Origin of the sequence: Pseudomonas putida, from assembly GCF_002741075.1 — a bacterium.
In the GTDB taxonomy this organism is placed as follows: Bacteria; Pseudomonadota; Gammaproteobacteria; order Pseudomonadales; family Pseudomonadaceae; genus Aquipseudomonas; species Aquipseudomonas putida_T.
This window is the reverse complement of sequence record NZ_CP016634.1, coordinates 2,550,579-2,576,977: the sequence shown is the minus strand read 5'-3', so window position 1 is coordinate 2,576,977 and position 26,399 is coordinate 2,550,579. Positions and strand designations below refer to the sequence as shown.

21 protein-coding genes, 2 tRNA genes and 3 rRNA genes are annotated in these 26,399 nt (G+C 59.9%); 16 read left to right on the top strand and 10 right to left on the bottom strand.

Annotated features, from left to right (window positions below; genetic code table 11):
- Positions 1-2: 2 nt before the first annotated feature.
- Together IEC33019_RS11965 and IEC33019_RS11960 are read right to left on the bottom strand one after the other, a co-directional pair.
- Positions 3-2,591 (bottom strand): bifunctional diguanylate cyclase/phosphodiesterase, encoded by a 2,589-nt coding sequence (locus IEC33019_RS11965; RefSeq protein ID WP_070094368.1) that lies wholly within the window; start codon positions 2,589-2,591, stop codon positions 3-5.
- A 55-nt stretch (positions 2,592-2,646) separates the two neighbouring features.
- Positions 2,647-3,720 carry a diguanylate cyclase gene (locus tag IEC33019_RS11960; RefSeq protein ID WP_070094341.1) on the bottom strand — a complete coding sequence of 358 codons (1,074 nt, stop codon included), beginning with the start codon at positions 3,718-3,720 and terminating at the stop codon, positions 2,647-2,649.
- 124 nt (positions 3,721-3,844) lie between these two features.
- Here IEC33019_RS11960 and IEC33019_RS11955 point away from each other — a divergent pair, with 124 nt between their 5' ends.
- The 6 genes from IEC33019_RS11955 to rrf all read left to right on the top strand — a co-directional run bounded on the left by IEC33019_RS11955 (position 3,845) and on the right by rrf (position 10,616).
- Entirely contained in the window at positions 3,845-4,939 is a 1,095-nt protein-coding gene (locus IEC33019_RS11955; protein ID WP_070094340.1) for an MBL fold metallo-hydrolase, read from the top strand.
- 511 nt (positions 4,940-5,450) lie between these two features.
- Positions 5,451-6,987, top strand: a 16S ribosomal RNA gene (locus IEC33019_RS11950).
- An 85-nt stretch (positions 6,988-7,072) separates the two neighbouring features.
- A tRNA-Ile gene (locus IEC33019_RS11945) sits at positions 7,073-7,149 on the top strand.
- Positions 7,150-7,171: 22 nt separating this feature from the next.
- A tRNA-Ala gene (locus tag IEC33019_RS11940) sits at positions 7,172-7,247 on the top strand.
- 234 nt (positions 7,248-7,481) lie between these two features.
- Positions 7,482-10,372, top strand: a 23S ribosomal RNA gene (locus IEC33019_RS11935).
- 128 nt (positions 10,373-10,500) lie between these two features.
- Positions 10,501-10,616: ribosomal RNA gene (gene rrf, locus IEC33019_RS11930) — 5S ribosomal RNA — on the top strand.
- The 16S, 23S and 5S rRNA genes sit together here with 2 tRNA genes alongside, the layout of an rRNA operon.
- An 85-nt stretch (positions 10,617-10,701) precedes the next feature.
- On the opposite strand, the gene IEC33019_RS11925 is transcribed toward rrf, so the two are convergent.
- Entirely contained in the window at positions 10,702-11,565 is an 864-nt protein-coding gene (locus IEC33019_RS11925) for a universal stress protein (protein ID WP_070091902.1), read from the bottom strand.
- Positions 11,566-11,718: 153 nt separating this feature from the next.
- Here IEC33019_RS11925 and IEC33019_RS11920 point away from each other — a divergent pair, with 153 nt between their 5' ends.
- A complete protein-coding gene (locus IEC33019_RS11920; protein WP_070091901.1) occupies positions 11,719-12,336 on the top strand; it encodes a tRNA-(ms[2]io[6]A)-hydroxylase in 618 nt (205 codons plus the stop codon).
- A gap of 22 nt (positions 12,337-12,358) precedes the next feature.
- On the opposite strand, the gene IEC33019_RS11915 is transcribed toward IEC33019_RS11920, so the two are convergent.
- Positions 12,359-12,679, bottom strand: a complete 321-nt coding sequence (locus IEC33019_RS11915) for a DUF883 family protein (protein WP_070091914.1) — start codon at positions 12,677-12,679, stop codon at positions 12,359-12,361.
- A gap of 126 nt (positions 12,680-12,805) precedes the next feature.
- Here IEC33019_RS11915 and IEC33019_RS11910 point away from each other — a divergent pair, with 126 nt between their 5' ends.
- Complete coding sequence (locus tag IEC33019_RS11910) at positions 12,806-13,069, top strand: hypothetical protein (RefSeq protein ID WP_070091900.1); 264 nt, start codon at positions 12,806-12,808, stop codon at positions 13,067-13,069.
- An 18-nt stretch (positions 13,070-13,087) separates the two neighbouring features.
- Here the strand turns inward: IEC33019_RS11910 and IEC33019_RS11905 are convergent, their stop codons facing one another.
- Together IEC33019_RS11905 and IEC33019_RS11900 are read right to left on the bottom strand one after the other, a co-directional pair.
- Positions 13,088-13,567, bottom strand: coding sequence for an LEA type 2 family protein (locus tag IEC33019_RS11905; protein WP_070091899.1), 480 nt, complete (start codon positions 13,565-13,567; stop codon positions 13,088-13,090).
- Positions 13,568-13,640: 73 nt separating this feature from the next.
- Positions 13,641-14,537 carry a LysR family transcriptional regulator gene (locus IEC33019_RS11900; RefSeq protein WP_070091898.1) on the bottom strand — a complete coding sequence of 299 codons (897 nt, stop codon included), beginning with the start codon at positions 14,535-14,537 and terminating at the stop codon, positions 13,641-13,643.
- A 102-nt stretch (positions 14,538-14,639) separates the two neighbouring features.
- Between IEC33019_RS11900 and IEC33019_RS11895 the strand changes: the two genes are divergently transcribed.
- From IEC33019_RS11895 to IEC33019_RS11870, 6 genes are all read left to right on the top strand, one after another.
- Positions 14,640-15,719: an extracellular solute-binding protein gene (locus IEC33019_RS11895; RefSeq protein ID WP_070091897.1), complete on the top strand. Its 1,080-nt coding sequence runs from the start codon at positions 14,640-14,642 to the stop codon at positions 15,717-15,719.
- 57 nt (positions 15,720-15,776) lie between these two features.
- Entirely contained in the window at positions 15,777-16,706 is a 930-nt protein-coding gene (gene speB / locus IEC33019_RS11890) for an agmatinase (RefSeq protein WP_254170890.1), read from the top strand.
- A gap of 200 nt (positions 16,707-16,906) precedes the next feature.
- Positions 16,907-17,227, top strand: coding sequence for a hypothetical protein (locus tag IEC33019_RS11885; protein WP_070091895.1), 321 nt, complete (start codon positions 16,907-16,909; stop codon positions 17,225-17,227).
- A gap of 22 nt (positions 17,228-17,249) precedes the next feature.
- On the top strand, positions 17,250-18,389 hold the full coding sequence (locus IEC33019_RS11880) for a PQQ-dependent sugar dehydrogenase (RefSeq protein WP_070091894.1): 1,140 nt from the start codon (positions 17,250-17,252) through the stop codon (positions 18,387-18,389).
- A 123-nt stretch (positions 18,390-18,512) separates the two neighbouring features.
- Positions 18,513-19,619 carry a cell division protein ZapE gene (gene zapE / locus IEC33019_RS11875; RefSeq protein ID WP_070091893.1) on the top strand — a complete coding sequence of 369 codons (1,107 nt, stop codon included), beginning with the start codon at positions 18,513-18,515 and terminating at the stop codon, positions 19,617-19,619.
- Positions 19,620-19,630: 11 nt separating this feature from the next.
- Positions 19,631-20,215 carry a DinB family protein gene (locus tag IEC33019_RS11870; RefSeq protein WP_070091892.1) on the top strand — a complete coding sequence of 195 codons (585 nt, stop codon included), beginning with the start codon at positions 19,631-19,633 and terminating at the stop codon, positions 20,213-20,215.
- A gap of 32 nt (positions 20,216-20,247) precedes the next feature.
- On the opposite strand, the gene IEC33019_RS11865 is transcribed toward IEC33019_RS11870, so the two are convergent.
- The 3 genes from IEC33019_RS11865 to trhP all read right to left on the bottom strand — a co-directional run bounded on the left by IEC33019_RS11865 (position 20,248) and on the right by trhP (position 22,669).
- Positions 20,248-20,685, bottom strand: coding sequence for a YqaA family protein (locus IEC33019_RS11865; RefSeq protein WP_070091891.1), 438 nt, complete (start codon positions 20,683-20,685; stop codon positions 20,248-20,250).
- Positions 20,685-21,113: a DUF411 domain-containing protein gene (locus IEC33019_RS11860; RefSeq protein ID WP_070091890.1), complete on the bottom strand. Its 429-nt coding sequence runs from the start codon at positions 21,111-21,113 to the stop codon at positions 20,685-20,687. Before IEC33019_RS11860 ends, IEC33019_RS11865 begins: the two co-directional genes overlap by 1 nt.
- 212 nt (positions 21,114-21,325) lie before the next feature.
- Complete coding sequence (gene trhP, locus IEC33019_RS11855) at positions 21,326-22,669, bottom strand: prephenate-dependent tRNA uridine(34) hydroxylase TrhP (protein WP_070091889.1); 1,344 nt, start codon at positions 22,667-22,669, stop codon at positions 21,326-21,328.
- 124 nt (positions 22,670-22,793) lie between these two features.
- On the opposite strand from trhP, the gene IEC33019_RS11850 reads away from it, so the two are divergent.
- Positions 22,794-23,855, top strand: coding sequence for an AI-2E family transporter (locus IEC33019_RS11850; RefSeq protein ID WP_099593573.1), 1,062 nt, complete (start codon positions 22,794-22,796; stop codon positions 23,853-23,855).
- Positions 23,856-23,859: 4 nt separating this feature from the next.
- Here the strand turns inward: IEC33019_RS11850 and IEC33019_RS11845 are convergent, their stop codons facing one another.
- Positions 23,860-25,920 carry a TonB-dependent receptor family protein gene (locus IEC33019_RS11845; protein ID WP_070091887.1) on the bottom strand — a complete coding sequence of 687 codons (2,061 nt, stop codon included), beginning with the start codon at positions 25,918-25,920 and terminating at the stop codon, positions 23,860-23,862.
- Between the two features lie 228 nt (positions 25,921-26,148).
- On the opposite strand from IEC33019_RS11845, the gene IEC33019_RS11840 reads away from it, so the two are divergent.
- Positions 26,149-26,397 (top strand): response regulator transcription factor, encoded by a 249-nt coding sequence (locus IEC33019_RS11840; protein WP_070091886.1) that lies wholly within the window; start codon positions 26,149-26,151, stop codon positions 26,395-26,397.
- Positions 26,398-26,399: the final 2 nt, after the last annotated feature.

Below are 26,399 nucleotides of genomic sequence, written 5' to 3'. Positions count from 1 at the left end.
GCTCAGAGCGCGCCGCGCTGATCGCCGCGCGCTTTGAGCAAGGCCTCGAAATGCTGGCGATCCAGCGGCCGACTCAGGTAGTAACCTTGGACTTCGTCACAATGGTCCTTGGCCAGCAGCTTGAGCTGTTGCTCAGTCTCGACCCCTTCGGCCGTCACATCCAGGCCCATTGCCCTGCCCAGGTTGATGATCGCCTGCACCACGGCGCGGTCGCTGCCGCTGCCGCTCGGGTTGCCCAGGCCCGCGATGAAACGCTTGTCGATCTTGATACTGTCGAAGGGATAGGTCCGCAGGTAGCCCAGGGAGGAGTACCCCGTGCCGAAATCGTCCATGTTCAGGCGCACGCCGAGTTCCTTGAGGTCGAGCATGGTGCCCAGGGCGCCCTCGATGTCGTTGAGCATGACGTTTTCGGTGATTTCCAGCTCCAGGCGTTGGGCCGGGAAACCCGTCTGTAAAAGGATCTCGCGCACATCCGCCACCACGTTGCTGCGTGAAAACTGGGCCGGAGAAAGGTTGACCGAAATCAGCAGATCCTGCGGCCAGTCTCGGGCGCTTTGGCAGGCCTCGTGCAGCACCCAGCGGCCGAGGGCGACAATGAGGTCGCTTTGTTCGGCCAGGGGGATGAAGGTATCCGGGCCAAGCAGCCCCTCCTGCGGATGTTGCCAGCGCAGGAGGGCTTCGACCGAGACGATCTGAAGGTCCTTCAGGCGATACCGTGGTTGGTAGTGAAGCTCGAACTCTTCGTGCTTCAGGGCGCGGCGAAGGTCGCTCTCCAATTGCCGACGATACTGGATCTGCTGATTCATCTGTGGGTTGAAGTAGCGCCAGGTGTGCTTGCCCTCGGCTTTGGCCTGGTACAGGGCGATGTCGGCGCAGCGGATCAGCTCCCCGGCATCGAAGCCCTGGACGCGACTTTGGGCAATGCCGAGGCTGGCGCCGATGTGCAGTGGCTGGTCTTCGAAGGCGATGGGTTGCTGCAGCAGGTCGATCAGGCGGGCACAGAAGCGATCGATTTCACTGTGGTTTTCCAGGCCACTGAGTACCAGCACGAACTCATCCCCACCCAGGCGGGCCACCAGATCACCTTCGCGGGTGGCCTCGCGCAGGCGCGTGGCGACTTCCTGCAACACGGCGTCGCCAGCGGCGTGGCCAAGGGCGTCGTTGATCGGCTTGAAGTTGTCCAGGTCCAGCAGCAGAAGGGTCAGTGGCGGCGCATCGCTGCCACGCAACAGGGCCTGTTCCAGATGGCGGGCGAGTTTGTTGCGATTGGCAAGGCCGGTGAGGGCATCGTGCATCGACAGATGCTGGATGCGCGCATGGGCGTCCACTTCGTCGGTGATGTCGCTGGCGGTGCCACGAAAACCACTGTGTTTGCCATCGAACAGGATCGGCCGGGCCGAGACCCGGCAATAGCGGTTCTGGCCATTGTGGTCCCGATAGGCACAACGTAGGTTGGCCAATTGCTGTGGGTCGACCTGCGCCTGGCTGTCCAGCCATGCGCTCAGAGGGGTGGTGTCGCAGGCCAGCAGTTGGTTCAACGGCTGGCCAAGCCAGTCTTCGACGCGATAGCCGGTGACCCGGACGAAGCGTTGGGAAAGGTAGGTCAGGCGCTGCTGACGGTCGGTTTCCCAAATCCAGTCGGACGCCGCCTCGGCTACGGCGCGAAAACGCTGCTCGCTGGCCTCCAGGGCCTGGTTGCTCTGCTGCAGGCGCTGCAGGCTGAGTTCGACCGCTCGCGATCCCTGCAGCACTTGGCGAAACAGGTAGAGCATCACCAGGCCCAGTACCAGCAGGGCCCCCAGCAAAGGCGGGAGTACCGCCCAGAGCAATTGTCTGCCGGGTTGAGGGCTGTTCCAGGCCAGGCTGTAGCCAGTGTCGCCCAGGGCGATGCGAGGTTGACCCCGGGCTTGGGTCGCATTCTTCTCCAGGCGCAGGTCAGTCAGGCCGGCGCCTTTGCCGAGCTGGGCCAGCTTTGGTGCGGTCAGCTCATCGATGAACAGCATCACCGGCGCATCGGCCACCTCGCTTGGCTCGACGTCTTTGTCCGGGCGTATGGCGGCGGCGCTGAGCACGGCCGGTGAGCCGTTGAGCAACACGAAGTGGGTCACCTGCTCCCGAGCAGGGGCCACCGCGCGGGCCTCGGTGATGATCGCTGCCAAGGGCCCAATGATGAGGGCGCTGGCCGGTAAATCGGTCGGCTTTCCTTTGAGCAGGGCATAGGTGGTGCGCTGGTCTTCCACCACGAAGACGCCTTCGTAACCGCTGGCGGTGTACAGCGAATCGCCGACGTTCTTCTCCTCATAGGCCCATTGCCAGTCGACCTGGCCCGCCAGGTGCTGGTAGGCGGCATCCCACACCGCATAGCTGGACAGGAACTGACGTGAGGCCAGCAACCGTTGTTCCAAGGCCTGGGTAGCCTGGCGGGTGCTGCGCTCTTGTTCCTGGTGATCGAGGATCCTGGCAATGTTGAACAGCGCGCCGAGGGTAACCAGCGCCGCGAGAACATATAGCAGGGAAAAACCACTGATCAGACGACGAACCTGCAAACGCGGAGCAGGGCTGTTGGGTGAAGAGTCGACATGCCTGTCCATGCGCGAGAGCTCCTTGATGAACTGCATCCCTGGTGCGCGGCGGCCTGGGGTAGGTTCAGTCAGGATAGGCCAGCTTGAACCCGGCAGCCCCGTCCTGGGCGAAATTCACTTGATCACGACCTTGACGCTTGGCGGCGTAGAGGGCTTTGTCTGCTTCCTCCAGCCACTGCTCGGGGGATTTGAGGTCGGCCGTGAACGGCGCCAGGCCAATGCTTAGGGTGATGCGCAATGTAGGCTGTTGAGGATTGCGGTACCCGCCGACGCATTCGCGCAAGCGTTCCATGGCGTGGCAGGCCTGGGCCTGGTCGGTGTCTGGCAGGATCACGCAGAACTCATCGCCCCCATAGCGGCCCGCCAGGTCGTGCTCGCGCAGGGTTCGTTTGAGCTCCTGGCTCAGTTGGCGCAGGACGCAGTCACCGACTACGTGTCCAAAGGTGTCGTTGATGGCCTTGAAGTGATCGATATCGATCAGGGCAACCACAGCGCTGGTCTGATGCTGGCGGCAAGCCTGGAACCTGAGCTGCAGCAGGTCCTTCCAGGAGCCGTGGTTGAGCAGGCTGGTCAGGCTGTCAGTGCGGCTCAGGTCGCTCAGACGACGCTTGTGTTCGGCCAGCTTGATCGCCAACCGGTAACACACCCAGCCCAGGGCCAGAGGGTAGAGCGTCAGCATCGGTAGGCAGGCATAGACCTGAAGCGGTGTGGCCTGCAGTTGCAGGCCAGGGCCGAGCATCAGCACGGCCAGCAGCATTCCCGCCAATTGCGCCAGCACCCCATGCCAGAGCAGGCGTTTGCCGCCAGCGGCAACGTTGTTCATCGTCATCATCGACAAGATGGTCACGCTGGGCAGCGGGTTGAAGTGAAAGGCCGCCGTCCAGAATCCGCCCATCAGCGAGTCCAGTAGCAGATTGCGTTGTTCGGTCGCGTAGGGGGTGGCGCTGTGCCGGGCCCATAAATAAGCCAGGTGCGGCCAAACCAGCCCGTTGAGCAGCAGCAACGCCCAGAGCCAGGGCGCAGGCTGCAAAGGGGCGAGGGCGGCCATGACACTGAACATGCCAATGCCCAGGCCGATGATTCGCGGAAGGTAGATACGCCTGACGAATGAGAGCCCTTTGCCGCTATGGTTGTTCATGGCTGTTGTTCTGTTGTGAAGCGCCGTCTATCGCACAAGTTGCATGAATTCTTCAACAATATTTCATCGATGAAAAATGGCCTTGCAAGCCAATTCACGGTTGAGCCAATCCCTGTGAGGTAACATGAACGCCTTGCTCTTGATCGGAGTGTTACTGCTCATGCTGCCTTTGGACTCTACCGCTGGGGAGCCGGCGCCGTATCGGGATGGGCGCTTCCATAATCAGGCCACCCTGTCTCAGGATAGCGCCCTGAAAAAACTGCGCATTGGTTTGAAGTACCTGTTCCTGCGCAAGCCCGCCGGAACACGCCCGTCGACGCCCATCAGCCTGCAGCCCATGACCCTTCAGCAGGTGCTCGATGCGCCGGACCATAGCCTTTGGCGTCTGGGGCATTCGACGGTACTGCTCAAGCTGCGTGGACGCTTCTTTATTACCGACCCGGTGTTCGCCGAGCGCGCCTCGCCCGTGCAATGGGCAGGACCATTGCGTTTCCATGCTCCGCCACTGAGCCTGGGAGAGCTGCCGCCGTTGGCTGCGGTGATTCTTTCCCATGACCACTTCGATCACCTTGATGAACAGACGATTCGCCAGCTAGCGCCACGTGCCGGGTTGTTTCTGGCTCCGCTTGGCGTGGGTGAACTGTTGATCAGCTGGGGAGTCCCAGCAGGCAAGGTGCGCCAACTGGATTGGTGGCAGGAAACCGAGGTCGAGGGTGTTCGCCTGGTGGCAACGCCCGCGCAGCACTTCTCAGGGCGGGGATTGTTGGACAGCAATCGCAGGCTGTGGACGTCCTGGGTGGTAATGGATGAAGAGCTGCGGTTGTTCTTCAGTGGGGATACAGGATACTTCGACGGCTTCCGTCAGATTGGCGAGCGCTATGGGCCGTTCGACCTGACCTTGATCGAAACCGGTGCCTACAACGTGGCCTGGCCGAATGTACACATGCAGCCGGAGCAGAGCTTGCAGGCCCATTTGGACTTGCGCGGGCGCTGGCTGCTGCCGGTCCATAATGGCACCTTTGATTTGTCTATCCATGGGTGGCAGGAGCCTTTCGAGCGCATTGTCGAGCTGGCTTCGCAAGCGCAGGTGCGTTTGTCCACGCCCCAGATGGGCGAGCGGGTCAGCCTGGACTCGCCGCACGAGGGACAGAACTGGTGGCAGCCGCGACCGGTTCGTGAGCGGGGCAGGATGATCGAGCGCGATGTCGTGAGACGCTGAGAGCTTTGTTTTGAAGTTTTTTGAAAATAAGTGTTGACGGGGTTTCGAATCCCCTTATAATGCGCCCCACTTCCGACGCAGTCGAAACGCAAAACTCCTTGAGAATCAACGAGTTGAACGCTTCAGATAGTATCGGAAGGGCTTCGGTCTCCTGATCGGCAGCGGTGAAAAAGGCAGTTGACAGCAGGTTTTAACGCTGTATGATTCGCCTCCCGCTACGAGAGATCGCAGCGAGTTAAGCGGTTGAAGTTGAACGGGTTTCTCGGAAAAAACTTCAAAATAAACGCTTGACAGACTTAGAGGAAAGCGTAGAATGCGCGGCCTCGGTTGAGCAAAGCGCTTAACCAAATCGCTCTTTAACAATCGAATCAAGCAATTCGTGTGGGTGCTTGTGAGTACGGACTGATAGTCGCCAAGATTATCAGCATCACAAGTGGCCATGCGAGAAATCACATAGTCATTTGAGATTGCTGAGCCAAGTTTAGGGTTTCTTAAAAACCCAAGCAGTATTGAACTGAAGAGTTTGATCATGGCTCAGATTGAACGCTGGCGGCAGGCCTAACACATGCAAGTCGAGCGGATGACGGGAGCTTGCTCCTTGATTCAGCGGCGGACGGGTGAGTAATGCCTAGGAATCTGCCTGGTAGTGGGGGACAACGTTCCGAAAGGGGCGCTAATACCGCATACGTCCTACGGGAGAAAGTGGGGGATCTTCGGACCTCACGCTATCAGATGAGCCTAGGTCGGATTAGCTAGTTGGTGAGGTAAAGGCTCACCAAGGCGACGATCCGTAACTGGTCTGAGAGGATGATCAGTCACACTGGAACTGAGACACGGTCCAGACTCCTACGGGAGGCAGCAGTGGGGAATATTGGACAATGGGCGAAAGCCTGATCCAGCCATGCCGCGTGTGTGAAGAAGGTCTTCGGATTGTAAAGCACTTTAAGTTGGGAGGAAGGGCAGTAAGTTAATACCTTGCTGTTTTGACGTTACCGACAGAATAAGCACCGGCTAACTCTGTGCCAGCAGCCGCGGTAATACAGAGGGTGCAAGCGTTAATCGGAATTACTGGGCGTAAAGCGCGCGTAGGTGGTTCGTTAAGTTGGATGTGAAAGCCCCGGGCTCAACCTGGGAACTGCATCCAAAACTGGCGAGCTAGAGTATGGTAGAGGGTGGTGGAATTTCCTGTGTAGCGGTGAAATGCGTAGATATAGGAAGGAACACCAGTGGCGAAGGCGACCACCTGGACTGATACTGACACTGAGGTGCGAAAGCGTGGGGAGCAAACAGGATTAGATACCCTGGTAGTCCACGCCGTAAACGATGTCAACTAGCCGTTGGAATCCTTGAGATTTTAGTGGCGCAGCTAACGCATTAAGTTGACCGCCTGGGGAGTACGGCCGCAAGGTTAAAACTCAAATGAATTGACGGGGGCCCGCACAAGCGGTGGAGCATGTGGTTTAATTCGAAGCAACGCGAAGAACCTTACCAGGCCTTGACATGCAGAGAACTTTCCAGAGATGGATTGGTGCCTTCGGGAACTCTGACACAGGTGCTGCATGGCTGTCGTCAGCTCGTGTCGTGAGATGTTGGGTTAAGTCCCGTAACGAGCGCAACCCTTGTCCTTAGTTACCAGCACGTTATGGTGGGCACTCTAAGGAGACTGCCGGTGACAAACCGGAGGAAGGTGGGGATGACGTCAAGTCATCATGGCCCTTACGGCCTGGGCTACACACGTGCTACAATGGTCGGTACAGAGGGTTGCCAAGCCGCGAGGTGGAGCTAATCTCACAAAACCGATCGTAGTCCGGATCGCAGTCTGCAACTCGACTGCGTGAAGTCGGAATCGCTAGTAATCGCGAATCAGAATGTCGCGGTGAATACGTTCCCGGGCCTTGTACACACCGCCCGTCACACCATGGGAGTGGGTTGCACCAGAAGTAGCTAGTCTAACCTTCGGGAGGACGGTTACCACGGTGTGATTCATGACTGGGGTGAAGTCGTAACAAGGTAGCCGTAGGGGAACCTGCGGCTGGATCACCTCCTTAATCGAAGACATCAGCCTGCTGATGAGCTCCCACACGAATTGCTTGATTCCTTGAAGAAGACGATGCTGTAACGCGACCCTGTTATAGGTCTGTAGCTCAGTTGGTTAGAGCGCACCCCTGATAAGGGTGAGGTCGGCAGTTCAAATCTGCCCAGACCTACCATTAGCTTGGTGCAGATGACTACGGGGCCATAGCTCAGCTGGGAGAGCGCCTGCCTTGCACGCAGGAGGTCAGCGGTTCGATCCCGCTTGGCTCCACCACTTGCCGTTACCTGCAGAACTTAGAAATGAACATTCCGGTGTGAATGTTGATTTCTGACTTTTGTCAGATCGTTCTTTAAAAATTCGGATATGTGATAGATAGACTGATGACCACTTTCACTGGTGGGCCATCAGGCTAAGGTAAAATTTGTGAGTTCTGCTCGTAACTGAGCAACATGCGAATTTTCGGCGAATGTCGTCTTCACAGTATAACCAGATTGCTTGGGGTTATATGGTCAAGTGAAGAAGCGCATACGGTGGATGCCTTGGCAGTCAGAGGCGATGAAAGACGTGGTAGCCTGCGATAAGCTTTGGGGAGTCGGCAAACAGACTGTGATCCAGAGATCTCTGAATGGGGGAACCCACCTAGGATAACCTAGGTATCTTGCACTGAATACATAGGTGCAAGAGGCGAACCAGGGGAACTGAAACATCTAAGTACCCTGAGGAAAAGAAATCAACCGAGATTCCCTTAGTAGTGGCGAGCGAACGGGGACCAGCCCTTAAGTTGGTTTGAGATTAGTGGAACGCTCTGGAAAGTGCGGCCATAGTGGGTGATAGCCCCGTACACGAAAATCTCTTGTCAATGAAATCGAGTAGGACGGAGCACGAGAAACTTTGTCTGAACATGGGGGGACCATCCTCCAAGGCTAAATACTACTGACTGACCGATAGTGAACCAGTACCGTGAGGGAAAGGCGAAAAGAACCCCGGAGAGGGGAGTGAAATAGAACCTGAAACCGTATGCGTACAAGCAGTGGGAGCCTACTTTGTTAGGTGACTGCGTACCTTTTGTATAATGGGTCAGCGACTTATATTCAGTGGCGAGCTTAACCGAATAGGGGAGGCGTAGCGAAAGCGAGTCTTAATAGGGCGTTTAGTCGCTGGGTATAGACCCGAAACCGGGCGATCTATCCATGGGCAGGTTGAAGGTTAGGTAACACTGACTGGAGGACCGAACCGACTACCGTTGAAAAGTTAGCGGATGACCTGTGGATCGGAGTGAAAGGCTAATCAAGCTCGGAGATAGCTGGTTCTCCTCGAAAGCTATTTAGGTAGCGCCTCATGTATCACTCCAGGGGGTAGAGCACTGTTTCGGCTAGGGGGTCATCCCGACTTACCAAACCGATGCAAACTCCGAATACCTGGAAGTGCCGAGCATGGGAGACACACGGCGGGTGCTAACGTCCGTCGTGAAAAGGGAAACAACCCAGACCGTCAGCTAAGGTCCCAAAGTCATGGTTAAGTGGGAAACGATGTGGGAAGGCTTAGACAGCTAGGAGGTTGGCTTAGAAGCAGCCATCCTTTAAAGAAAGCGTAATAGCTCACTAGTCGAGTCGGCCTGCGCGGAAGATGTAACGGGGCTCAAACCATGCACCGAAGCTACGGGTATCACTTAGGTGATGCGGTAGAGGAGCGTTCTGTAAGCCTGTGAAGGTGAGTTGAGAAGCTTGCTGGAGGTATCAGAAGTGCGAATGCTGACATGAGTAACGACAATGCGAGTGAAAAACTCGCACGCCGAAAGACCAAGGTTTCCTGCGCAACGTTAATCGACGCAGGGTTAGTCGGTCCCTAAGGCGAGGCTGAAAAGCGTAGTCGATGGAAAACAGGTTAATATTCCTGTACTTCCAGTTATTGCGATGGAGGGACGGAGAAGGCTAGGCCAGCTTGGCGTTGGTTGTCCAAGTTTAAGGTGGTAGGCTGAAATCTTAGGCAAATCCGGGATTTCAAGGCCGAGAGCTGATGACGAGTTGCCTTAAGGCGACGAAGTGGTTGATGCCATGCTTCCAAGAAAAGCTCCTAAGCTTCAGATAACTGGGAACCGTACCCCAAACCGACACAGGTGGTCGGGTAGAGAATACCAAGGCGCTTGAGAGAACTCGGGTGAAGGAACTAGGCAAAATGGCACCGTAACTTCGGGAGAAGGTGCGCCGGCGAGGGTGAAGGACTTGCTCCGTAAGCCCATGCCGGTCGAAGATACCAGGCCGCTGCGACTGTTTATTAAAAACACAGCACTCTGCAAACACGAAAGTGGACGTATAGGGTGTGACGCCTGCCCGGTGCCGGAAGGTTAATTGATGGGGTTAGCGCAAGCGAAGCTCTTGATCGAAGCCCCGGTAAACGGCGGCCGTAACTATAACGGTCCTAAGGTAGCGAAATTCCTTGTCGGGTAAGTTCCGACCTGCACGAATGGCGTAACGATGGCGGCGCTGTCTCCACCCGAGACTCAGTGAAATTGAAATCGCTGTGAAGATGCAGTGTATCCGCGGCTAGACGGAAAGACCCCGTGAACCTTTACTATAGCTTTGCACTGGACTTTGAGCTTGCTTGTGTAGGATAGGTGGGAGGCTTTGAAGTGGGGACGCCAGTTCTCATGGAGCCATCCTTGAAATACCACCCTGGCAACCTTGAGGTTCTAACTCAGGTCCGTGATCCGGATCGAGGACAGTGTATGGTGGGTAGTTTGACTGGGGCGGTCTCCTCCCAAAGAGTAACGGAGGAGTACGAAGGTGCGCTCAGACCGGTCGGAAATCGGTCGTAGAGTATAAAGGCAAAAGCGCGCTTGACTGCGAGACCCACACGTCGAGCAGGTACGAAAGTAGGTCTTAGTGATCCGGTGGTTCTGTATGGAAGGGCCATCGCTCAACGGATAAAAGGTACTCCGGGGATAACAGGCTGATACCGCCCAAGAGTTCATATCGACGGCGGTGTTTGGCACCTCGATGTCGGCTCATCACATCCTGGGGCTGAAGCCGGTCCCAAGGGTATGGCTGTTCGCCATTTAAAGTGGTACGCGAGCTGGGTTTAGAACGTCGTGAGACAGTTCGGTCCCTATCTGCCGTGGACGTTTGAGATTTGAGAGGGGCTGCTCCTAGTACGAGAGGACCGGAGTGGACGAACCTCTGGTGTTCCGGTTGTCACGCCAGTGGCATTGCCGGGTAGCTATGTTCGGAAGAGATAACCGCTGAAAGCATCTAAGCGGGAAACTTGCCTCAAGATGAGATCTCACTGGGATCTTAAATCCCCTAAAGGGCCGTCGAAGACTACGACGTTGATAGGTCGGGTGTGTAAGCGCTGTGAGGCGTTGAGCTAACCGATACTAATTGCCCGTGAGGCTTGACCATATAACACCCAAGCAATTTGCTTCTGCAGATTGCGGTGGTGAAGACGAAAGAACCGAAAGTTCGCAACCACAAAGATCACATATCCGAATTGGCTGGAGTGTTCACAAGACATTTCGGCAGCCGAATTTCTTGACGACCATAGAGCATTGGAACCACCTGATCCCATCCCGAACTCAGCAGTGAAACGATGCATCGCCGATGGTAGTGTGGGGCTTCCCCATGTGAGAGTAGGTCATCGTCAAGATTCATTTCGCAAAACCCCTATCTGCGCGAGCAGGTAGGGGTTTTGTCTTTTCTGTCTCCGACCGCTACGCTCCTCTAGCTGGCGCTCAGCCACGCGCCAGCTCTGCCAAGTGTGCGGTAGCTTCTTCGCTCTTGAGTACCAACACGTCGCCTTCCAGCGCGTCGAGGACCACTTCCGAGGTATTGCCGATCAATGCACCGGAAATGCCCGTGCGAGCCACAGTGCCAATGACAGTCATCACTGCATTGAGCTGTTTCTCGGTGTAAGGGATCAGAACGTCCGCCGGACCTTCGGCAATGTGCAGGTGGTCGTCAGGAATGTCGAATTCGGCCTGGAAGGCCTTGCATGCTTCGCGATACCGCTGCTCGATGGTTTCGGAGAGCTGGTAAGTCGGATCAGACGCAGAAAGCATGGGGGAGGGGTGAGCCGTGATGACGTGCAGGTCACCCTTGGCCAGGCCGGCAATGGCATAGCCATGGTCGATGATGCTGGCATGCAGACGCCTATGGTCTTCATCGTTATTGCCTACATCGACTGCGGCAAGGATCACACCTCCAGTCCATGGACGCTCGTTCTTGACCATCAGCACCGCACAAGGGCAATAGCGCAGTAGTTTCCAGTCGGTGGGGGTCAATAGCGCCTTGCGCAGTGGGTTATCTGGGCGGTGTTCCTTGATGACCAGTTCGCAACCTTCGGCCTGCTGCACTTCGATGATGGATTCATGCAGGCTTTCATGCCAGGTCTGTTCATGGGTGACATTATCATACCCGTCATCGTGTAATTGGCTGCCAAGCAGGCTGAGCAGGGCGCTGTGGTCTTGGTGCTTGTCGCACATTAGTAAGTGCAGGCGCGCGCCAGTCACCCCTGCGATGAGCTTGGCGCGCGTCAAGGCGCGACTGTGGGCATGTTCGGGGTCTAGGACGACGAGGATGCTGCGGACGGCTTGCATGGGCATGAACTCCCTTGGTAAATGGCGGCCAGTGCCTCACTATAGTCGGCATCCCGCGCAGTGCCGCTTGACATGTATCAGCATAGTCTCTGGCGATCGACGCCACCCCCGGTATAATTGCCGATCCTGCCGTTGGCCTGTAGTTGTGAGCTTATGTCCCTGATTCCCGAAATCGATGCCTTCCTCGGCTGTCCTACCCCTGACGCTTGGATCGAAGCGGCATTGGCCGACCAGGAAACCCTGTTGATCGACCACAAGAACTGTGAGTTCAAGGCCGCCAGCACGGCGTTGAGCCTGATCGCCAAGTACAACACTCACCTTGACCTGATCAACATGATGTCGCGCCTGGCCCGTGAGGAGTTGGTGCACCACGAGCAAGTCCTGCGTCTGATGAAGCGCCGTGGTGTTCCTTTGCGACCGGTTTCGGCGGGGCGTTATGCGTCTGGGTTGCGGCGTCTTGTACGGGCTCACGAGCCGGTCAAGCTGGTCGATACCCTGGTGGTCGGCGCTTTCATCGAGGCCCGTAGTTGCGAGCGCTTTGCGGCGCTGGTGCCTCACCTGGACGAAGAACTCGGGACGTTCTACCACGGCCTGCTCAAGAGCGAAGCGCGCCATTACCAGGGCTATTTGAAGCTGGCTCACCAGTATGGCGATGCGGCGCAGATCGCTCGCGTCGTTGAGCAGGTGCGCGAGGCCGAGGTAGAGCTGATCTGTTCTCCAGACCAGGAACTACGCTTTCACAGCGGTGTTCCCATGGCCAGGGCGGCCTGAGTAGTCTTCTGAGCGCAGCGGGTCAGCGGCGCTGGCCCAGTAGAAGCCCAATTACAAGTCCCACACCCGTCGAGATCGCCACCGTCTGCCACGGATGTCCGCCCATGTAGTGCTCGGCAGCTTCCATCGCAGGCTGCGCCTTGCCGCGTAAGGTGCTGGCCGCCTGGCGGGCCTGGCCCAGCTTCAGGGCGATCTGGGCGCGTAGAGTATCGGCCTCGTCGCCCACCAGCGCAGCGCTGTCCTGGAGCAGTCGTTCCGACTCTTCGATCAAGGCTTGCAGTTCGCTAAAGACCTGGTCCTTGATTTGTTCGTTGTCGCTGGGTGCGGAAGTTTTCCTGGCCATGAACGTGTCCTCGATCGTAGGGGCTTGAGCAATGGATGCCGCACCGTGCGGAAAGTTGCGGCGGCGTACCGGTTGCTCGCCGCTACAGTGTAAGATAGCGGCCATTTACAAGCGGTAGGTAATCCCATGAGTTTCAATCTGGCCAACAGAAGCTTCGAGGAACGGGCACAGATCGAGGCAGAGAAGTCCCGGCTGTTCGCGCATTGGCAGAACAATCTTGGCAAGGCCAAGGGCGAGGCTGCGAGGCTGATCGGCGAAAAGCCGCGGCGCAAGAGCAAATGGGCGGAATGGGTACGCGCTGAGCTTGATGGCATGTCGCCCCCTGAGTTCGCCAACATGGTGCGCAGCGAAGTCAACAAGATGATGGCCGCGGCCAGCAGCAACCGCTGATCCACGCCATCTGCACGATCACCAGGTCGCGCTGCCGACAGCGGGCAGGTCGAGCTTGCCCTTGTCGGTGAAACGCACCGTCCCCAAGGGGCCGCCAGCCATCTTGCCTTGCAGCACGTAGGGCAACCCCTGCAGCGAGCCTAGTCGTCCCAAGCCGTAGGCTTGTCGCACCATGGCAAAGGCCGTGATGCTCATGGGCACCACGATCACTGCTTCATCATACCGGCCGATATGGCCTTTCTGGTCGCTGACACCGGCTGCCAGAGGCTGCTCATTGACCTCCAGCTTGAGCGCGATGCCGTTGAAATCGACGGGCGTCTCGTTGGGGTTTTGCACGCGAATCTTAACTGCCATGCGCATTTCCAACTCCGGGGACGGGAGTGGTTCGATCCCGACGACGCTGATGTTCAACGGATCACGCGCCTGGAACAGGGCACAGGCATTGAGGGTGCAGGCCAGCAGAGGAATCAGCCAGAAACGTAGGCGGCAGGTGGTCATGGCGGTAAGCCTTGGCGTGACGATCGAGCTCGCAGTGTGGCAAAAGCCTCGGGGCGTTGAAAGGCCACGCGCATCAAGGCGCCATGAAAGCCTCCCGCAAGTCCTCGGCAAAGGCTTGCTGCGCCTCGCCCGGTGCCTGGGCGCGATGCCGGGCGAGGGTGAAGGACACGCTGAAGTCCAGGCCAGGATCCAGCGCTCGCAACAGCCCACGCGCCTCCCAGGGTGCGGCGCAATGGCGGGGCAGGTAGCCGATGTGGCGACCCGAAAGGATGAATGTCAGGGCGCTGTCGATCTGCTCCGCCAAGGCCGCGCTGCGACGGCTCTGGAACGGCTCGCCCGCCTTGAGGAAGCGGTAGGGGTGACGGACCTGGTCGGCGTCGAGCAGATCCTCGTCCGATACCTCTGATACCGCGAACAACGGATGCCCCTGGCCGCAATACAGCCGTTGGGTTTCGTTGAACAGGGGCTGGTAGTCGAACGCGGCCTGGCTGCCGGAGAAGTAGCTGATGGCGTAATCCAGGCGTTGTTCCAGCAGCAGCCGTTCGAGTTCAGCTGGCGGCGCGCTGATCAACTCCAGTTGCACTGATTCTTCGCGTTGGCGAAAGCGAGCGATGGCATTGGCCAGGCGAAGCGTGACGTTGTCGTCCTGGTTCTCGGCCATGCCGACGCGCACCGACCCCAGCAGCCTGCCGCCTACACCGTTGGCCTGCTGGCGGAACTGCTCGATCTGCAGCAGTAGCTCCCGGGTTGCCTTGAGCAACAGTTCGCCCTTTTCGGTCAGGCGAAAGCCACCCTTGCCACGGCTGCATAGGCGATACCCCAGACGGGTCTCAAGGCGCCCCATCTGCTGGCTGATGCTGGGCTGGCTCAGGCCCAGCACGCCCTGGGCGGCACTGAAGCCGCCGGCCTCGACTACAGTGACGAACAGCCGCAGCAAGTGCAGGTCCGGGTCGTGCAGTTGTCCGAGCATTACATCACTCCTGGTGAATGTCAGCTTTGTAAACTTGCGATTTTTTCAATGTAACCCGGCTGGCATGCTGGCGGCATCTACTCATTTGCCGAGGTGTTCGCCATGCGTCGATCGCTGTGTCTGCTGTCCCTGGTCCTGGCTCTGCCACTCCAGGCCGAAGAGAAGGTCGTCAACCTCTACAGCTGGGCCGACTATGTCGCTGAGCAGACGCTCAAGCGGTTCGAGCAGGAGACCGGCTACAAGGTACGCTACGACACCTTCGACTCACCCGAGGTGCTGGAGACCAAACTGCTCACTGGCGGCAGTGGCTATGACGTGGTGGTGCCTTCGTCCACGGTGCTGGCCAGGGCCCTCAAGGCCAATGCCTTGCAGCCGTTGCAGGTTCAGGACATGCCCGGCTACAGCAACCTCGACCCGGACCTGCTGGCCAAGCTGGCCGAGACCGACCCTGGCAACCGTTATGCGGTGCCCTACACCTGGGGCACGCTGGGTCTGGGGGTGAACGTCGAGGCGGTGCGCGAACGCCTGGGCGATGTGCCGCTGGACACGCTTGATCTGCTGTTCAAGCCCGAATACGCCAGCCGCCTGAAAGGTTGTGGCATCGCCTTGCCCGACTCGCCCCAGGAAGTGATCGGCGTGACCCTCAACTACCTGGGCAAGGACCCATACAGTCAGAACAAATCCGACCTTGATGCCGCCCAGGCCCTGTTACGCCAGTTGCAGCCCTCGGTGAGCTATGTGGCCAACGGCCGGCAGATCAACGACCTGGCCAACGGCAGCATATGCCTGGCGTTGACCTACGACGGTGACGCGGCCATGGCCGCCGACCAGGCGCGTCGTGCCGGCAAGGCCTTCGAAGTGGTCTACCGCATCCCGCGCGAGGGCACCTTGGTGTGGCAGGACAACCTAGTGATTCCCAAGGATGCGCCGCACCCAGAGGCTGCCCGCGCCTTTATTGCCTTTATGCTGCGTCCTGAATCAGTGGCCGAACTCACCAATACCCTGTTCTTCGCCAATGCCAACCAGGCCGCTACGCCATTGGTGGACGATGCCGTGCGCAACGACCCGGATATCTATCCCTCCGCCGAGGTCCGCCAGCGCCTGTATGGCGACCGCGGCATGGCGTTGTCCGACCTGCGTCAGCGCAACCGGATGTGGACTGCGTTTCGCAGCCGTCAGTAACGAACAACGACAACCAGGAGCCCAACCGTGGAACACGCCCACAACAATGACCAGGCCATGACCCGCGATAGCCTCTACGGCACCGCTGCGGAAAGCACCTACGCCGGCATAACCAGTTTCTCTCGACGCCGCTATAGCCGTGACCTGCACGGCGTCGACGTGGTGGTCAGCGGTGTGCCGTTCGACACGGCCACCAGCAATCGTCCTGGGGCCCGCTTCGGGCCTCGGGCCATTCGCGCCGCCTCGGTACAGCAGGCCTGGGCCAGGCACTGGCCGTGGACATTCGACCCCTTCGATCACCTGGCAGTGATCGACTATGGTGATTGTGCTTTTGACTGCGGCACACCCGAGTCCGTCCCGGCCAGCATCGAGGCCCATGCCAGGCATATCCTCGACGCCGGTTGCGCCATGCTCACCCTGGGGGGCGATCATTTCATCAGCTACCCATTGCTCAAAGCCCATGCCGATCGCCACGGGCCTTTGGCGCTGATCCACTTCGACGCGCACAGCGATACCTGGCCGGACGAGGAGGGCAAGCGCATCGACCATGGCACCATGTTTTGGCATGCCGCCCGAGAGGGCCTGGTGGACCCTTCCTGCTCCGTGCAGATCGGCTTGCGCACCACCAATGACGACACCCAGGGCTTTGCCATTCTCGACGCGCGCCAGGTGCACCGTCAGGGCACCGAGGCTGTGATCGCGGCGATTCGTCAGCGCGTAGGGGACCGACCGGTGTACCTCACGTTCGACATCGATTGCCTCGACCCGGCCTTCGCGCCTGGCACCGGCACGCCGGTCTGTGGCGGCCTGAGTACGGTGCAGGCGCTGGAGATCCTAGGCGGGCTGCGGGGCATCAACTTGATAGGCATGGATCTGGTGGAGGTGGCTCCGGCCTATGACCATGCCGACATCACCGCCCTGGCTGGTGCCACGCTGGCCATGGAGATGCTGTGCCTGTATGCCGCGCGGCACAAGGTCGACAACTAGGCTTGAGAGAGCCGATCAAGGCCGCTCACGCCATCCGGCGATGAGTGGCCTTGTGTCGCGAAAGCCCCGCATGGCAATCCCCTGGGCTCATACTGAAACATCAAGAAACCTCTCTCCCTGCATTCGCACTTTTGCCGCGAACCTGTCGCGTCTTAGGCTATCCAACGCTTGAGCGCGCCTTTTCGTACAGGAGGTGAAGCATGAATCCCATGATATCCGCCCTGGTTATCGGCCTTTCGCTGAACCTGCCGCTGTCGGCTGCGCCGCTCCCTACGCCCTGGCTCATTGCCGCCGACCGCAACAATCCCTACAACAGCCCGATCCAGCGAGCCAATCCGAACAGCCGTCAAGGCAGCATGCAGGCCACACCACCGATACATGGGCCGTCGACCCAGCCGATCATCCGGTCTCCAACGCTGGACAACCGTGGCATAGGCAATGGCGACAACCTGCGGCGCGAACAGCAGAGCCCGAACCTGCAACCCACCCGGCCACCTCGTGATAACCAACGCGCGCCGTGAGCCCCACTGGAAGGAACCGAGCATGACGCCCCGAACCTGGCTGGCCATCGCCGCCCTGTTACCCCTGCTTGCCCAAGCCGCTCCAGAACAGCAGTTGCCCAGCGAGGAGGGGCAACTGACGGTCAGCACGATTGCCGAAGGTCTGCGCAACCCCTGGGCCTTGGCCTTTCTGCCAGGCGGCCAGGGTATGTTGGTGACCGAGCGTCCCGGCAATCTGCGGGTGATCAGTGCCGAGGGCAAGGTCGGCCCACCCCTGAGTGGGGTGCCGGTGGTCTGGGCCCAAGGGCAGGGCGGATTGCTCGATGTGGCGCTGTCCCCGGAATTTACCAAGGACCGTACGGTATACCTGTCCTATGCCGAACAAGGCAGCGATGGCAAGGCGGGTACCGCGGTCGGTCGTGGGCAGTTGTCCCAGGACCTGGCCCGGTTGGAGCATTTCACGGTGATTTTCCGTCAGCAGCCGAAGCTCTCCGAGGGCATTCACTTCGGCTCACGCCTGGTATTCGACCGTGGCGGTTACCTTTTCGTCGCGTTGGGTGAGAACAACCAACGTGCCACCGCCCAGGACCTGGATAAACTCCAGGGCAAGATCGTGCGCATTCTCCCGGATGGCGAAATTCCCAAGGACAACCCTTTCGTCGGCCAGGCCAACGTGCGCCCCGAGATCTGGTCGTACGGTCATCGCAACCAGCAGGGCGCTGCCCTCAATCCTTGGACCGGCAAGCTCTGGACCCATGAGCACGGGCCCCGGGGCGGTGACGAGATCAACATCCCAGAGCCTGGCAAGAACTACGGCTGGCCGATCGCGACCCATGGGATCAACTACTCGCTGTTACCGATCCCCGAGGCCAAGGGCAAGCACGTGGAGGGCACCCAGCCCCCGCACCATGTCTGGGAAAAGTCGCCAGCGATCAGCGGCATGGCGTTCTATGACAGCCCGACCTTCAAGGCCTGGGACCGCAACCTGTTCATGGGTGCCCTGGCCACCCAGGAGCTGATCCGTCTGCAGCTCAAGGGCGAAAAGGTGGTGCATGAAGAGCGCTTGCTGGGCGAGCTCAAGGCACGAATCCGTGATGTACGAGTGGGCCCGGATGGCTATCTGTATGTGCTGACCGACGCGAAGGACGGGGCGTTGCTCAAGGTCGGATTGAGCGAAGACTGACAGCGCAACGCATTCACGGAGTCCTGCAGCGTTTGCGGTGCTGCCTGTTGACGCGTTTCCCCACGAATGTGCCCTCAGCAGGCGCCAATAGCGTACGATGGCGTTTTGCCCAGAGCACCCGGCATGCCCCTCGATCCCTATACCCGTTACCGCCAGGCTGTCGATGAGCATGGGTTCGTTGCCGACCCCGCCCAGGCCCAGGCGGTTGACGCGCTCCAGGTGTGCTTCGAGGCGCTGAAGCAGGGCAGGCCCACCTTGGGTGTGTACCTGTGGGGCCCGGTCGGGCGGGGCAAGACCTGGCTGATGGACCAGTTTCATCGCAGCCTGCAGGTCCCGTCCCGACGCCAGCATTTTCACCACTTCATGGCCTGGGTGCATCAGCGGCTGTTCCAGCTCAATGGCACCCCCGACCCCTTGCAGGCCTTGGCCAAGGCCCTGGCGACCGAGATCCGCGTGTTGTGCTTCGATGAGCTGTTCGTCAGCGACATCGGCGACGCGATCATCCTGGGGCGCCTGTTTCAGACCCTGTTCGACCAAGGCGTGACGATCGTCGCCACCTCCAACCAACCGCCGGAGCAGCTCTACCGTGACGGCTTCAACCGCGAGCGCTTCTTGCCGGCGATCGATGCCATCGTGCGGCACATGCGTGTGCTGAACGTGGCGGGCGAGCAGGACCATCGCCTGCATCCGGGCGCCCTGCGGCAGCGCTACTGGATCGCCGAACCCGGGCAGCCAACGGCCCTGGAGGCTGTGTTCGGCCAGCTAAGTCAGGGCGGGGCTACCACGGACCAGCCGTTATCGATCGGTTCGCGGCAGATTCGCGTGATTCGTCGCAGCGAGCAGGCCATCTGGTGCCATTTCAGCGACGTGTGCGAGCAACCCCTGTCGGCCCTGGAGTTCATGGGGTTGTGCGATCGCTTTTCGTCGATTCTGGTTCAGGGCATCCCGGTCTTGGGCGGCGCCCAGCGGGCAGGGCGCATTGCCCGTGGCACCGAGGATGGAGCCCAGCGGGTGGTGGCCGGAGACCGCGAACTGCCCACGCTGGCGCCGAAGGATGACAGTGTGCGCCGCTTCATTGCCCTGGTCGACGAATGCTACGACCGTCGGGTCGCCTTGTACCTGGAAGCCGAAGTCCCGCTCGAAGCGCTCTACACTCAAGGGTATCTGGCGTTCCCGTACCAGCGAACCCTGAGCCGCCTACGGGAGATGCAACTGCAACGCTTCGCCTGAAGGAGCTGACCATGGAGCCGCTGTCGCATCATCTGCTGACCCAGGCCTACAACAATGGCTGGGCCAACCATCGCCTGTACAAGGCATGCCTGCAACTGACTCAGGACGAGTTCGTCGCCCCCCGTTGCAGCTTCTTTCCCTCGATCAAGGCCACGCTCAACCACCTGCTGACGGTGGATTGGTTCTACCTGCACGCGCTGGAGTGCGAACAGCGCGGCGAGGCGCCGGAACCGGACGGGGAGCGATTCTTCGAGCCCGAGCAGCCTTTTGCCACGTGCGCCGACCTGCATGCCGAACAGGCCCAGGCCGATCATAGGCTGATTGCCTATTGCCAGCTCCTGCGCGATGACCAATTGCAACGCTACGTGAGCATCGTGCGCCCGGATCGGCTCCAGCGCGAGCCGCGCCTGCGCTTGCTGTCGCACCTGTTCGAGCATCAGATCCATCATCGCGGCCAAGTGCACGCCATGCTCAGCGATACGGCAGTGCGACCGCCTCAGCTGGATGAGTTCTTCTGTGAAGAGGAAGCCTACCTTCGGGCCGATGACTTCGCCGAGCTGGGATGGACCGAGGCGCTGGTCTGGGGACGCTCCTAACGGCGTGAGGTAGTGTTGCCAATCTCGTGCGATCAGCGCCCGTGCAGCCAGCCCAGGGTGATCATCGTAAGTACCAGATAGCGCCCGCACTTGGCCAGGGTAACCAGCAACACGAATCGCCAGAACGGTTCACGCATGATGCCGGCGATCAAGGTGAGTGGATCACCGATCACTGGCATCCAGCTCAGCAGCAGCGACCATTGCCCCCAGCGTTGGTAACGCTGCTGGGCACGCTCCAGCTGGTTGGCGCTGAAGGGGAACCAACGCCGATCACGCAGGTGCTCGATCGCCCGCCCCAACAGCCAGTTGACGACCGAACCCAGCACATTGCCCAGGGTGGCCACCAGCAGCAACGTCGCCCAGGCCTCGGGTTGGCGCAGCAGCAACCCCACCAGCACAGCCTCCGATTGCAGAGGCAGCAAGGTAGCGGCACCGAAGGCGCTGAGAAACAGCGCCCAGAGACTGAGCATCAATAGTCGGCCAGCACTTCGTCCTTGCCATCCTGGGTCAGGCCGATGACTTGGTAGGCGTCCTTGTGATCACCCATCTCCATGCCGGGCGAGCCCATGGGCATGCCTGGGACGGCGATGCCCTTGAGGTCATTGCGCTTGGCCAGCAGCCGGATCTGTTCGGCGGGCACATGGCCCTCGATGAACTTGCCGTTGATCACACCGGTATGGCAGGAGGCCAGGCGTGGGGCCACACCCAGGCGCTGCTTGACTTCGCTCATGTTCGGTTCGATGTGGTCGTTGACGGTGAAGCCGTTGTCACGCAGGTGGCTGATCCACTCCTTGCAGCAACCGCAATTGGGGTCGCGGTACACGTCGATGGTCTCGGCGGCCTGGGCCAGGCCGGCGATCGCCAGCAGGCCGAGGGAGAACAGGTGTTTACGCAGCATGGTGAACTCCTCAGGGTACGCAGGCGGAGACTGGCGATCAGGCACGCCTGACGTTTGGCGGAGTCGCTGGCGGCACGCGGCCTGCAGGGTAATGCCCGAACAAGTTGGCCGCCAGCATAGCGCAATCGGCCTTCAGGCACAGCGCGGTCGGTGGCTAGACGGTGGTGACACGATGTTCGCCGTCGGCAGCTGTCAGCGACCTGAAGGCCGCATTACAGATCTGTCAGGTGTGTGTGCTCCAGTTCCAGATCGCGCATCAGCAGGCCGTATTCCAGAGAGACTTGTTCGGGAATGGGCAGATAAACCACATGGCCATCGCCTGGCGCCACTTGGATGGGCTGTTGCTGGCGGTCGCGCAGTTGATTCAGGTCGAAGTGATAGTTGCCCCGTGGGGTCATCAGTTCCAGGTGATCGCCCACGGCGAAGCGGTTCTTTACCTTGACCTCGGCCAGGCCCTCGACCCGTGTCCCGGTCAGTTCGCCCACGAATTGCTGGCGCTCGGACACCGAGTTGCCGCGCTGATAATTCTGGTACTCATCGTGCACGTGGCGTCGCAGGAAGCCTTCGGTGTAGCCCCGTTGGGCGAGGGACTCCAGGTTGCCCATCAAGCCGCGATCGAACGGCCGTCCTGCTACGGCATCATCGATGGCCTGGCGGTAGGACTGCACGGCGCGGGCGCAGTAGAAGTGCGACTTGGTCCGGCCTTCGATCTTCAGCGAATGCACGCCCATGTAGGTCAGCCGTTCCACGTGCTGGATGGCGCGCAGGTCCTTGGCATTCATGATGTAGGTGCCATGTTCGTCTTCGAAGGCCGGCATTTCTTCGCCAGGGCGGTTGCCTTCCTGGAGCAGGAACACTTGCTCGGTCGGCGCACCGATGCCCAGGGTTGGCTCGACCTCGTGGACGATATCGCCGGTGGCGTTCTCCGTGGCTGGGGTGGCCTGGTATTTCCAACGGCAGGCATTGGTGCAGGTGCCCTGGTTGGCATCTCGACGGTTCAGGTAACCCGACAGCAGGCAGCGACCGGAATAGGCCATGCACAGGGCGCCGTGGACGAACACTTCCAGCTCCATGTCGGGTACGTGCTGGCGGATTTCCTCGATCTCTTCAAGCGACAACTCACGCGAGAGAATCACCCGGCTCAGGCCCAGTTGCTTCCAGAATTGGACACTGGCCCAGTTCACCGTGTTGGCTTGCACCGACAAGTGGATCGGCATCTGCGGGAAGTGCTGGCGGACCAGCATGATCAAGCCGGGGTCGGACATGATCAGGGCATCGGGCGCCATCTCGATGACCGGGGAGAGGTCCTTGATGAAGGTCTTGAGCTTGGCATTGTGCGGGGCAATGTTGACCACCACGTAGAAGCGCTTGCCCAAGGCATGCGCCTCCTGGATGCCCAGCGCCAGGTTGGCGTGGTCGAACTCATTGTTGCGCACCCGCAGGCTGTAGCGCGGCTGGCCGGCGTAGACCGCATCGGCACCGTAGGCGAAGGCGTAGCGCAGGGTCTTGAGGGTGCCGGCGGGGGCCAGCAGTTCGGGCTTGGCGAGAGGAGTCATGTGCGCACCGGGGCAAAAGGCGCGGATGCTACGACCAGTGCGCCGACGTGACATTGATCTGGGTCAACGGCACTTTTACCCAAGCGGCGGGCACTAAAGGGATGACCCCCCGCGAGAAACCTCCATGAACCAGACCGCACTGCAGAACAAGGCCCTGACCGTCCTCCTGGCGCTGGTGACCATCGCCTTCCTGTGGATCTTGCTGCCGTTCTACGGCGCGGTGTTCTGGGCGGTGATCCTGGCCATCCTGTTCTCTCCATTGCAGCGTGACCTGATGCTGCGCTTGGGCGGACGGCGCAACCTGGCGGCGGTGGTGACCTTGTTGGTGTGCCTGCTGATCGCGATCTTGCCGGTGATCATCATTGGTACATTGTTGGTGCAGGAGGGCGCCAGCCTGTATCAGCGCATCGAGAAGGGCGAGCTGGACATCGCCGGGCATATAGAAAGCTTCAAGGCATTGTTACCGGCTTTCATCCAGAACGCTCTGGAGCGCCTGGGCATGGGCGATCTGGAAGGGCTGCGGGACAACATCACCAAATGGGCCACCCAAGGCAGCCAGTTCCTGGCCGGACAGGCGTTCAGCTTTGGCCAGGGCACGTTCGATTTTCTGGTGAGCTTTGGCGTCATGCTGTACCTGTTGTTTTTCTTTCTGCGCGAAGGGGGTGAGCTGGCGCGCAAAGTGCGGCTGGCCGTACCGCTGCCCGAGCAGCAAAAACGCCGCCTGCAGTTGAAGTTCAGCCGCGTGGTACGTGCCACGGTCAAGGGCAATCTGCTGGTGGCCGTCACCCAGGGGGCGCTGGGTGGGCTGATCTTTTGGGCGCTGGGCATCCCCAGTGCACTGGTCTGGGCGGTATTGATGGCGTTTCTGTCGTTGTTGCCAGCGGTGGGGGCGGGCATCGTCTGGGCGCCGGTGGCAGTCTACTTCCTGGCCACCGGGGCAATCCTATCCGGGATCGTGCTGACCGCCTTTGGTGTGCTGGTGATCGGCCTGGTGGACAACCTGCTGCGCCCGATTCTGGTGGGCAAGGACACCAAGATGCCCGACTACCTGATCCTGATTTCCACCCTGGGCGGCCCGGCGGTGTTCGGCCTCAACGGCTTCGTCATCGGCCCGCTGATCGCCGCGCTGTTCATGTCCAGCTGGGCGATCTTCACCAGTCGGCTGCAGGTGCAGTTGCCGTCATGATCTTTCAAAGAAAGCTGTAGGACACGCCAGCGTAAACACCAAAGCCTTCACCCGGTGTGGAGCGAGGGTTGTCCTTGCCCTGGTCGTCATAGCCAGGCGTCACCGTGGCGGCATAGCGTTTGTTGGTCAGGTTGCGCAGGTCCAGCCAGGTCTGCCAGTCCTGCGTCGGAGCGTTCCAGCCCAGGCGGGCGCCGAGCAGGGCGTAGGCGTCGGCGTGGTAACTGTTGGCGTAGTCGACCTGGACTTTGGAGGCCATCTGTGTGTTGAGGCCTGCGTAGAAGCCGCTCGGCCAGTCGTAGCGTACCTCGGCCTGGTAATAGTGCATCGGAATGCCGGGCAGGCGATTGTCGCCGAAAGTGTCGTCATCGCGGTAATGGAAGTCGCTGAAGGTGTAGGCCTGGCGCAGGGAGACCTTGCCGATGCCTGCCTCTTCCCAGAGCATGCTGTCCAGGCTGGCTTCGATGCCTTGGTGCACAGTGGGGCTGGCGTTGAACTCCTTGGGCAGGGCACCTTGCACGATTTCGACGGCCAGCAGTTCGTGACGTACCTGCGAGTAATACCAGGCCAGGTCCCAACGCCCCAGGCGCGAATCGCCGCGTGCACCTACTTCCAGCGTGGTGGCGGTCTGGTTCTGCATTTCGATCGGTTGGGTAGGGACTGTCGAGCTCCAGATCAGCGACCAAGGGTGCGGAGGTTCCACGGAGCGGCTCAGGTTGCCATACACCTGCGTTTGTGGACTGACGTCATACCGCAAACCCAGACGAGGCGCGTAGTCCCAGTCGTGCTGGCTGACCTTGCCCCCACTCTTCGGGTAGGTCACATCGCTTTCGCGGCGGGTATAGATCATCGCCAGGCCGCTGGTCAGCCACAGGTCGGGCATCAATTCGAGGTCGTTGCCGACATGAAGCACGGTATCCGAGCCTTGGTAGCTGAAGTCCCGGGTGCGTGGGCCGAAGACGTCGCCATTGCGCGCGAACTGCGAGGCGCCGCTGTTGGGTAAGTGCTTGGTGGTGCGCCAACCGACGGTGGTCTTGCTTTGATGCCCGAACAGGGTATCGCGGCGGATATAGTTGAGAGTCCCGCTGACATCGGTGTAGGCGACCTTAAGACGCATCGGGCCTTCGCGCAGGTCCATCGGGTAGTCGTGGTAGACCAGTCCCGCTTCCAGGCGAGCGTCATCCTGCAAATAGAAGGTAGTCTTGTTCGCGACCCAGGTACTGCCCGGTTGCGGGCGACTGTCGTCGCGTGCCAGGTAGGCCGGATTGGCTGCGCGCGGATCATGCTTGACCTGCTGCTTGGTCAGGCGTCCGGCCAGGTCATTCTCTGTCTCCCGGTAGCGCAGGTAAAAGCGCGTTTCCAGGTTGGGATTGAAGCGATAGCCGACGTTGGCGGCGAAACCCTTGGCACTGCCGCTGCTGTGTTCCTGATAGCCGTCATATTCGGCGTCGGTCAGGGCCACGTAGTAATCCAGATCGCCCAATACCTGCCCGGAACTGATGTGGCGATGGGCGTATCCGCGACTGCCCACTTCGTAACGCACTTGCAAAGGCGCGGCGTCGTAGCCGGTGTGGGTCACGTAGTTGATCGCACCGCCGAGGGCCAATGCTCCTTGATCGAAGCCATTGGCTCCACGCAGCACTTCGGCACGGCTCAGCCACAGGGGTTCGAACAGCTCGTAGGGCGTGCCACCCGGGCCAGTCAACGGCAGGCCGTCGAACATTGTGTAGACACCAGAGCCATGGGCACCGGGCGCGCGATTGATGCCTGAGCCACGGATCGACAGCTTGATGCCATCGTTACCGGCCGACTGGGCGAAGACACCCGGCTGGTAGGCCAGTACGTCCTGATTGCTGGCGACGCGCCCTTGCTCGACACGCTGCATGTCGATGAGGTTGGTGGCCCCTGGGACCTCCCGCAGCTGTTGCGCGGCGGACGCCAGTTCACTCTGTTGCTGGCCTTCGATCACGACCTGGTCCAATTCCAGAGGCGTAGCGGCCATTGCCAGGTTGCTGGTGGCAACGACACACAGGCCGACAGCGCAAGGGATAGGTGAAACGGGACGCATCGTGCAACTCCAGGCAGTAGGTCGGGCAACAGGTGTCAGACGCACGTCAAATCCTTCAGAGCACTTCGCATTTCCTTCAAAAAAACGCTTCGGCGCATGTAGGACGTTTTGTGTAGGGCGCTGTTCTACAACCCTGAGTGCTGGAGTGAAGCAGTCATGGATTCGTAAGGTGCAAGCACATCAAATGTGAATGCCTTTGGGCTCTTATGACCGTAGGGAGTGTGTCCCATGAACCTTCAACGCCGCCAGACACCAGACGTCAACGCCGATCAGCCCATCCACCTAACCCCCCGGGAACGGGAAGTGCTGCTGTGGTGCGCCTACGGCAAGACTTCCTGGGAAATTGGCCAGATCGTGGGCTGCAAGGAGTCAACGGTCAATTTCCATGTCAGTAATATCTTGCGCAAGTTTGCGGTGAACACCCGAGTAGCGGCGGTGATCAAGGCGATACGTTACGGCATGCTGAACAACCAGTGAGT

What these genes read in the sequence shown, in the direction of transcription:
- IEC33019_RS11965 (WP_070094368.1), bottom strand. Translation starts at nt 2,591, where the DNA reads ATGGACAGGCATGTCGACTCTTCACCCAACAGCCCTGCTCCGCGTTTG.
- IEC33019_RS11960 (WP_070094341.1), bottom strand. Translation starts at nt 3,720, where the DNA reads ATGAACAACCATAGCGGCAAAGGGCTCTCATTCGTCAGGCGTATCTAC.
- IEC33019_RS11955 (WP_070094340.1), top strand. Translation starts at nt 3,845, where the DNA reads ATGAACGCCTTGCTCTTGATCGGAGTGTTACTGCTCATGCTGCCTTTG.
- IEC33019_RS11925 (WP_070091902.1), bottom strand. Translation starts at nt 11,565, where the DNA reads ATGCAAGCCGTCCGCAGCATCCTCGTCGTCCTAGACCCCGAACATGCC.
- IEC33019_RS11920 (WP_070091901.1), top strand. Translation starts at nt 11,719, where the DNA reads ATGTCCCTGATTCCCGAAATCGATGCCTTCCTCGGCTGTCCTACCCCT.
- IEC33019_RS11915 (WP_070091914.1), bottom strand. Translation starts at nt 12,679, where the DNA reads ATGGCCAGGAAAACTTCCGCACCCAGCGACAACGAACAAATCAAGGAC.
- IEC33019_RS11910 (WP_070091900.1), top strand. Translation starts at nt 12,806, where the DNA reads ATGAGTTTCAATCTGGCCAACAGAAGCTTCGAGGAACGGGCACAGATC.
- IEC33019_RS11905 (WP_070091899.1), bottom strand. Translation starts at nt 13,567, where the DNA reads ATGACCACCTGCCGCCTACGTTTCTGGCTGATTCCTCTGCTGGCCTGC.
- IEC33019_RS11900 (WP_070091898.1), bottom strand. Translation starts at nt 14,537, where the DNA reads ATGCTCGGACAACTGCACGACCCGGACCTGCACTTGCTGCGGCTGTTC.
- IEC33019_RS11895 (WP_070091897.1), top strand. Translation starts at nt 14,640, where the DNA reads ATGCGTCGATCGCTGTGTCTGCTGTCCCTGGTCCTGGCTCTGCCACTC.
- speB (WP_254170890.1), top strand. Translation starts at nt 15,777, where the DNA reads ATGACCCGCGATAGCCTCTACGGCACCGCTGCGGAAAGCACCTACGCC.
- IEC33019_RS11885 (WP_070091895.1), top strand. Translation starts at nt 16,907, where the DNA reads ATGAATCCCATGATATCCGCCCTGGTTATCGGCCTTTCGCTGAACCTG.
- IEC33019_RS11880 (WP_070091894.1), top strand. Translation starts at nt 17,250, where the DNA reads ATGACGCCCCGAACCTGGCTGGCCATCGCCGCCCTGTTACCCCTGCTT.
- zapE (WP_070091893.1), top strand. Translation starts at nt 18,513, where the DNA reads ATGCCCCTCGATCCCTATACCCGTTACCGCCAGGCTGTCGATGAGCAT.
- IEC33019_RS11870 (WP_070091892.1), top strand. Translation starts at nt 19,631, where the DNA reads ATGGAGCCGCTGTCGCATCATCTGCTGACCCAGGCCTACAACAATGGC.
- IEC33019_RS11865 (WP_070091891.1), bottom strand. Translation starts at nt 20,685, where the DNA reads ATGCTCAGTCTCTGGGCGCTGTTTCTCAGCGCCTTCGGTGCCGCTACC.
- IEC33019_RS11860 (WP_070091890.1), bottom strand. Translation starts at nt 21,113, where the DNA reads ATGCTGCGTAAACACCTGTTCTCCCTCGGCCTGCTGGCGATCGCCGGC.
- trhP (WP_070091889.1), bottom strand. Translation starts at nt 22,669, where the DNA reads ATGACTCCTCTCGCCAAGCCCGAACTGCTGGCCCCCGCCGGCACCCTC.
- IEC33019_RS11850 (WP_099593573.1), top strand. Translation starts at nt 22,794, where the DNA reads ATGAACCAGACCGCACTGCAGAACAAGGCCCTGACCGTCCTCCTGGCG.
- IEC33019_RS11845 (WP_070091887.1), bottom strand. Translation starts at nt 25,920, where the DNA reads ATGCGTCCCGTTTCACCTATCCCTTGCGCTGTCGGCCTGTGTGTCGTT.
- IEC33019_RS11840 (WP_070091886.1), top strand. Translation starts at nt 26,149, where the DNA reads ATGAACCTTCAACGCCGCCAGACACCAGACGTCAACGCCGATCAGCCC.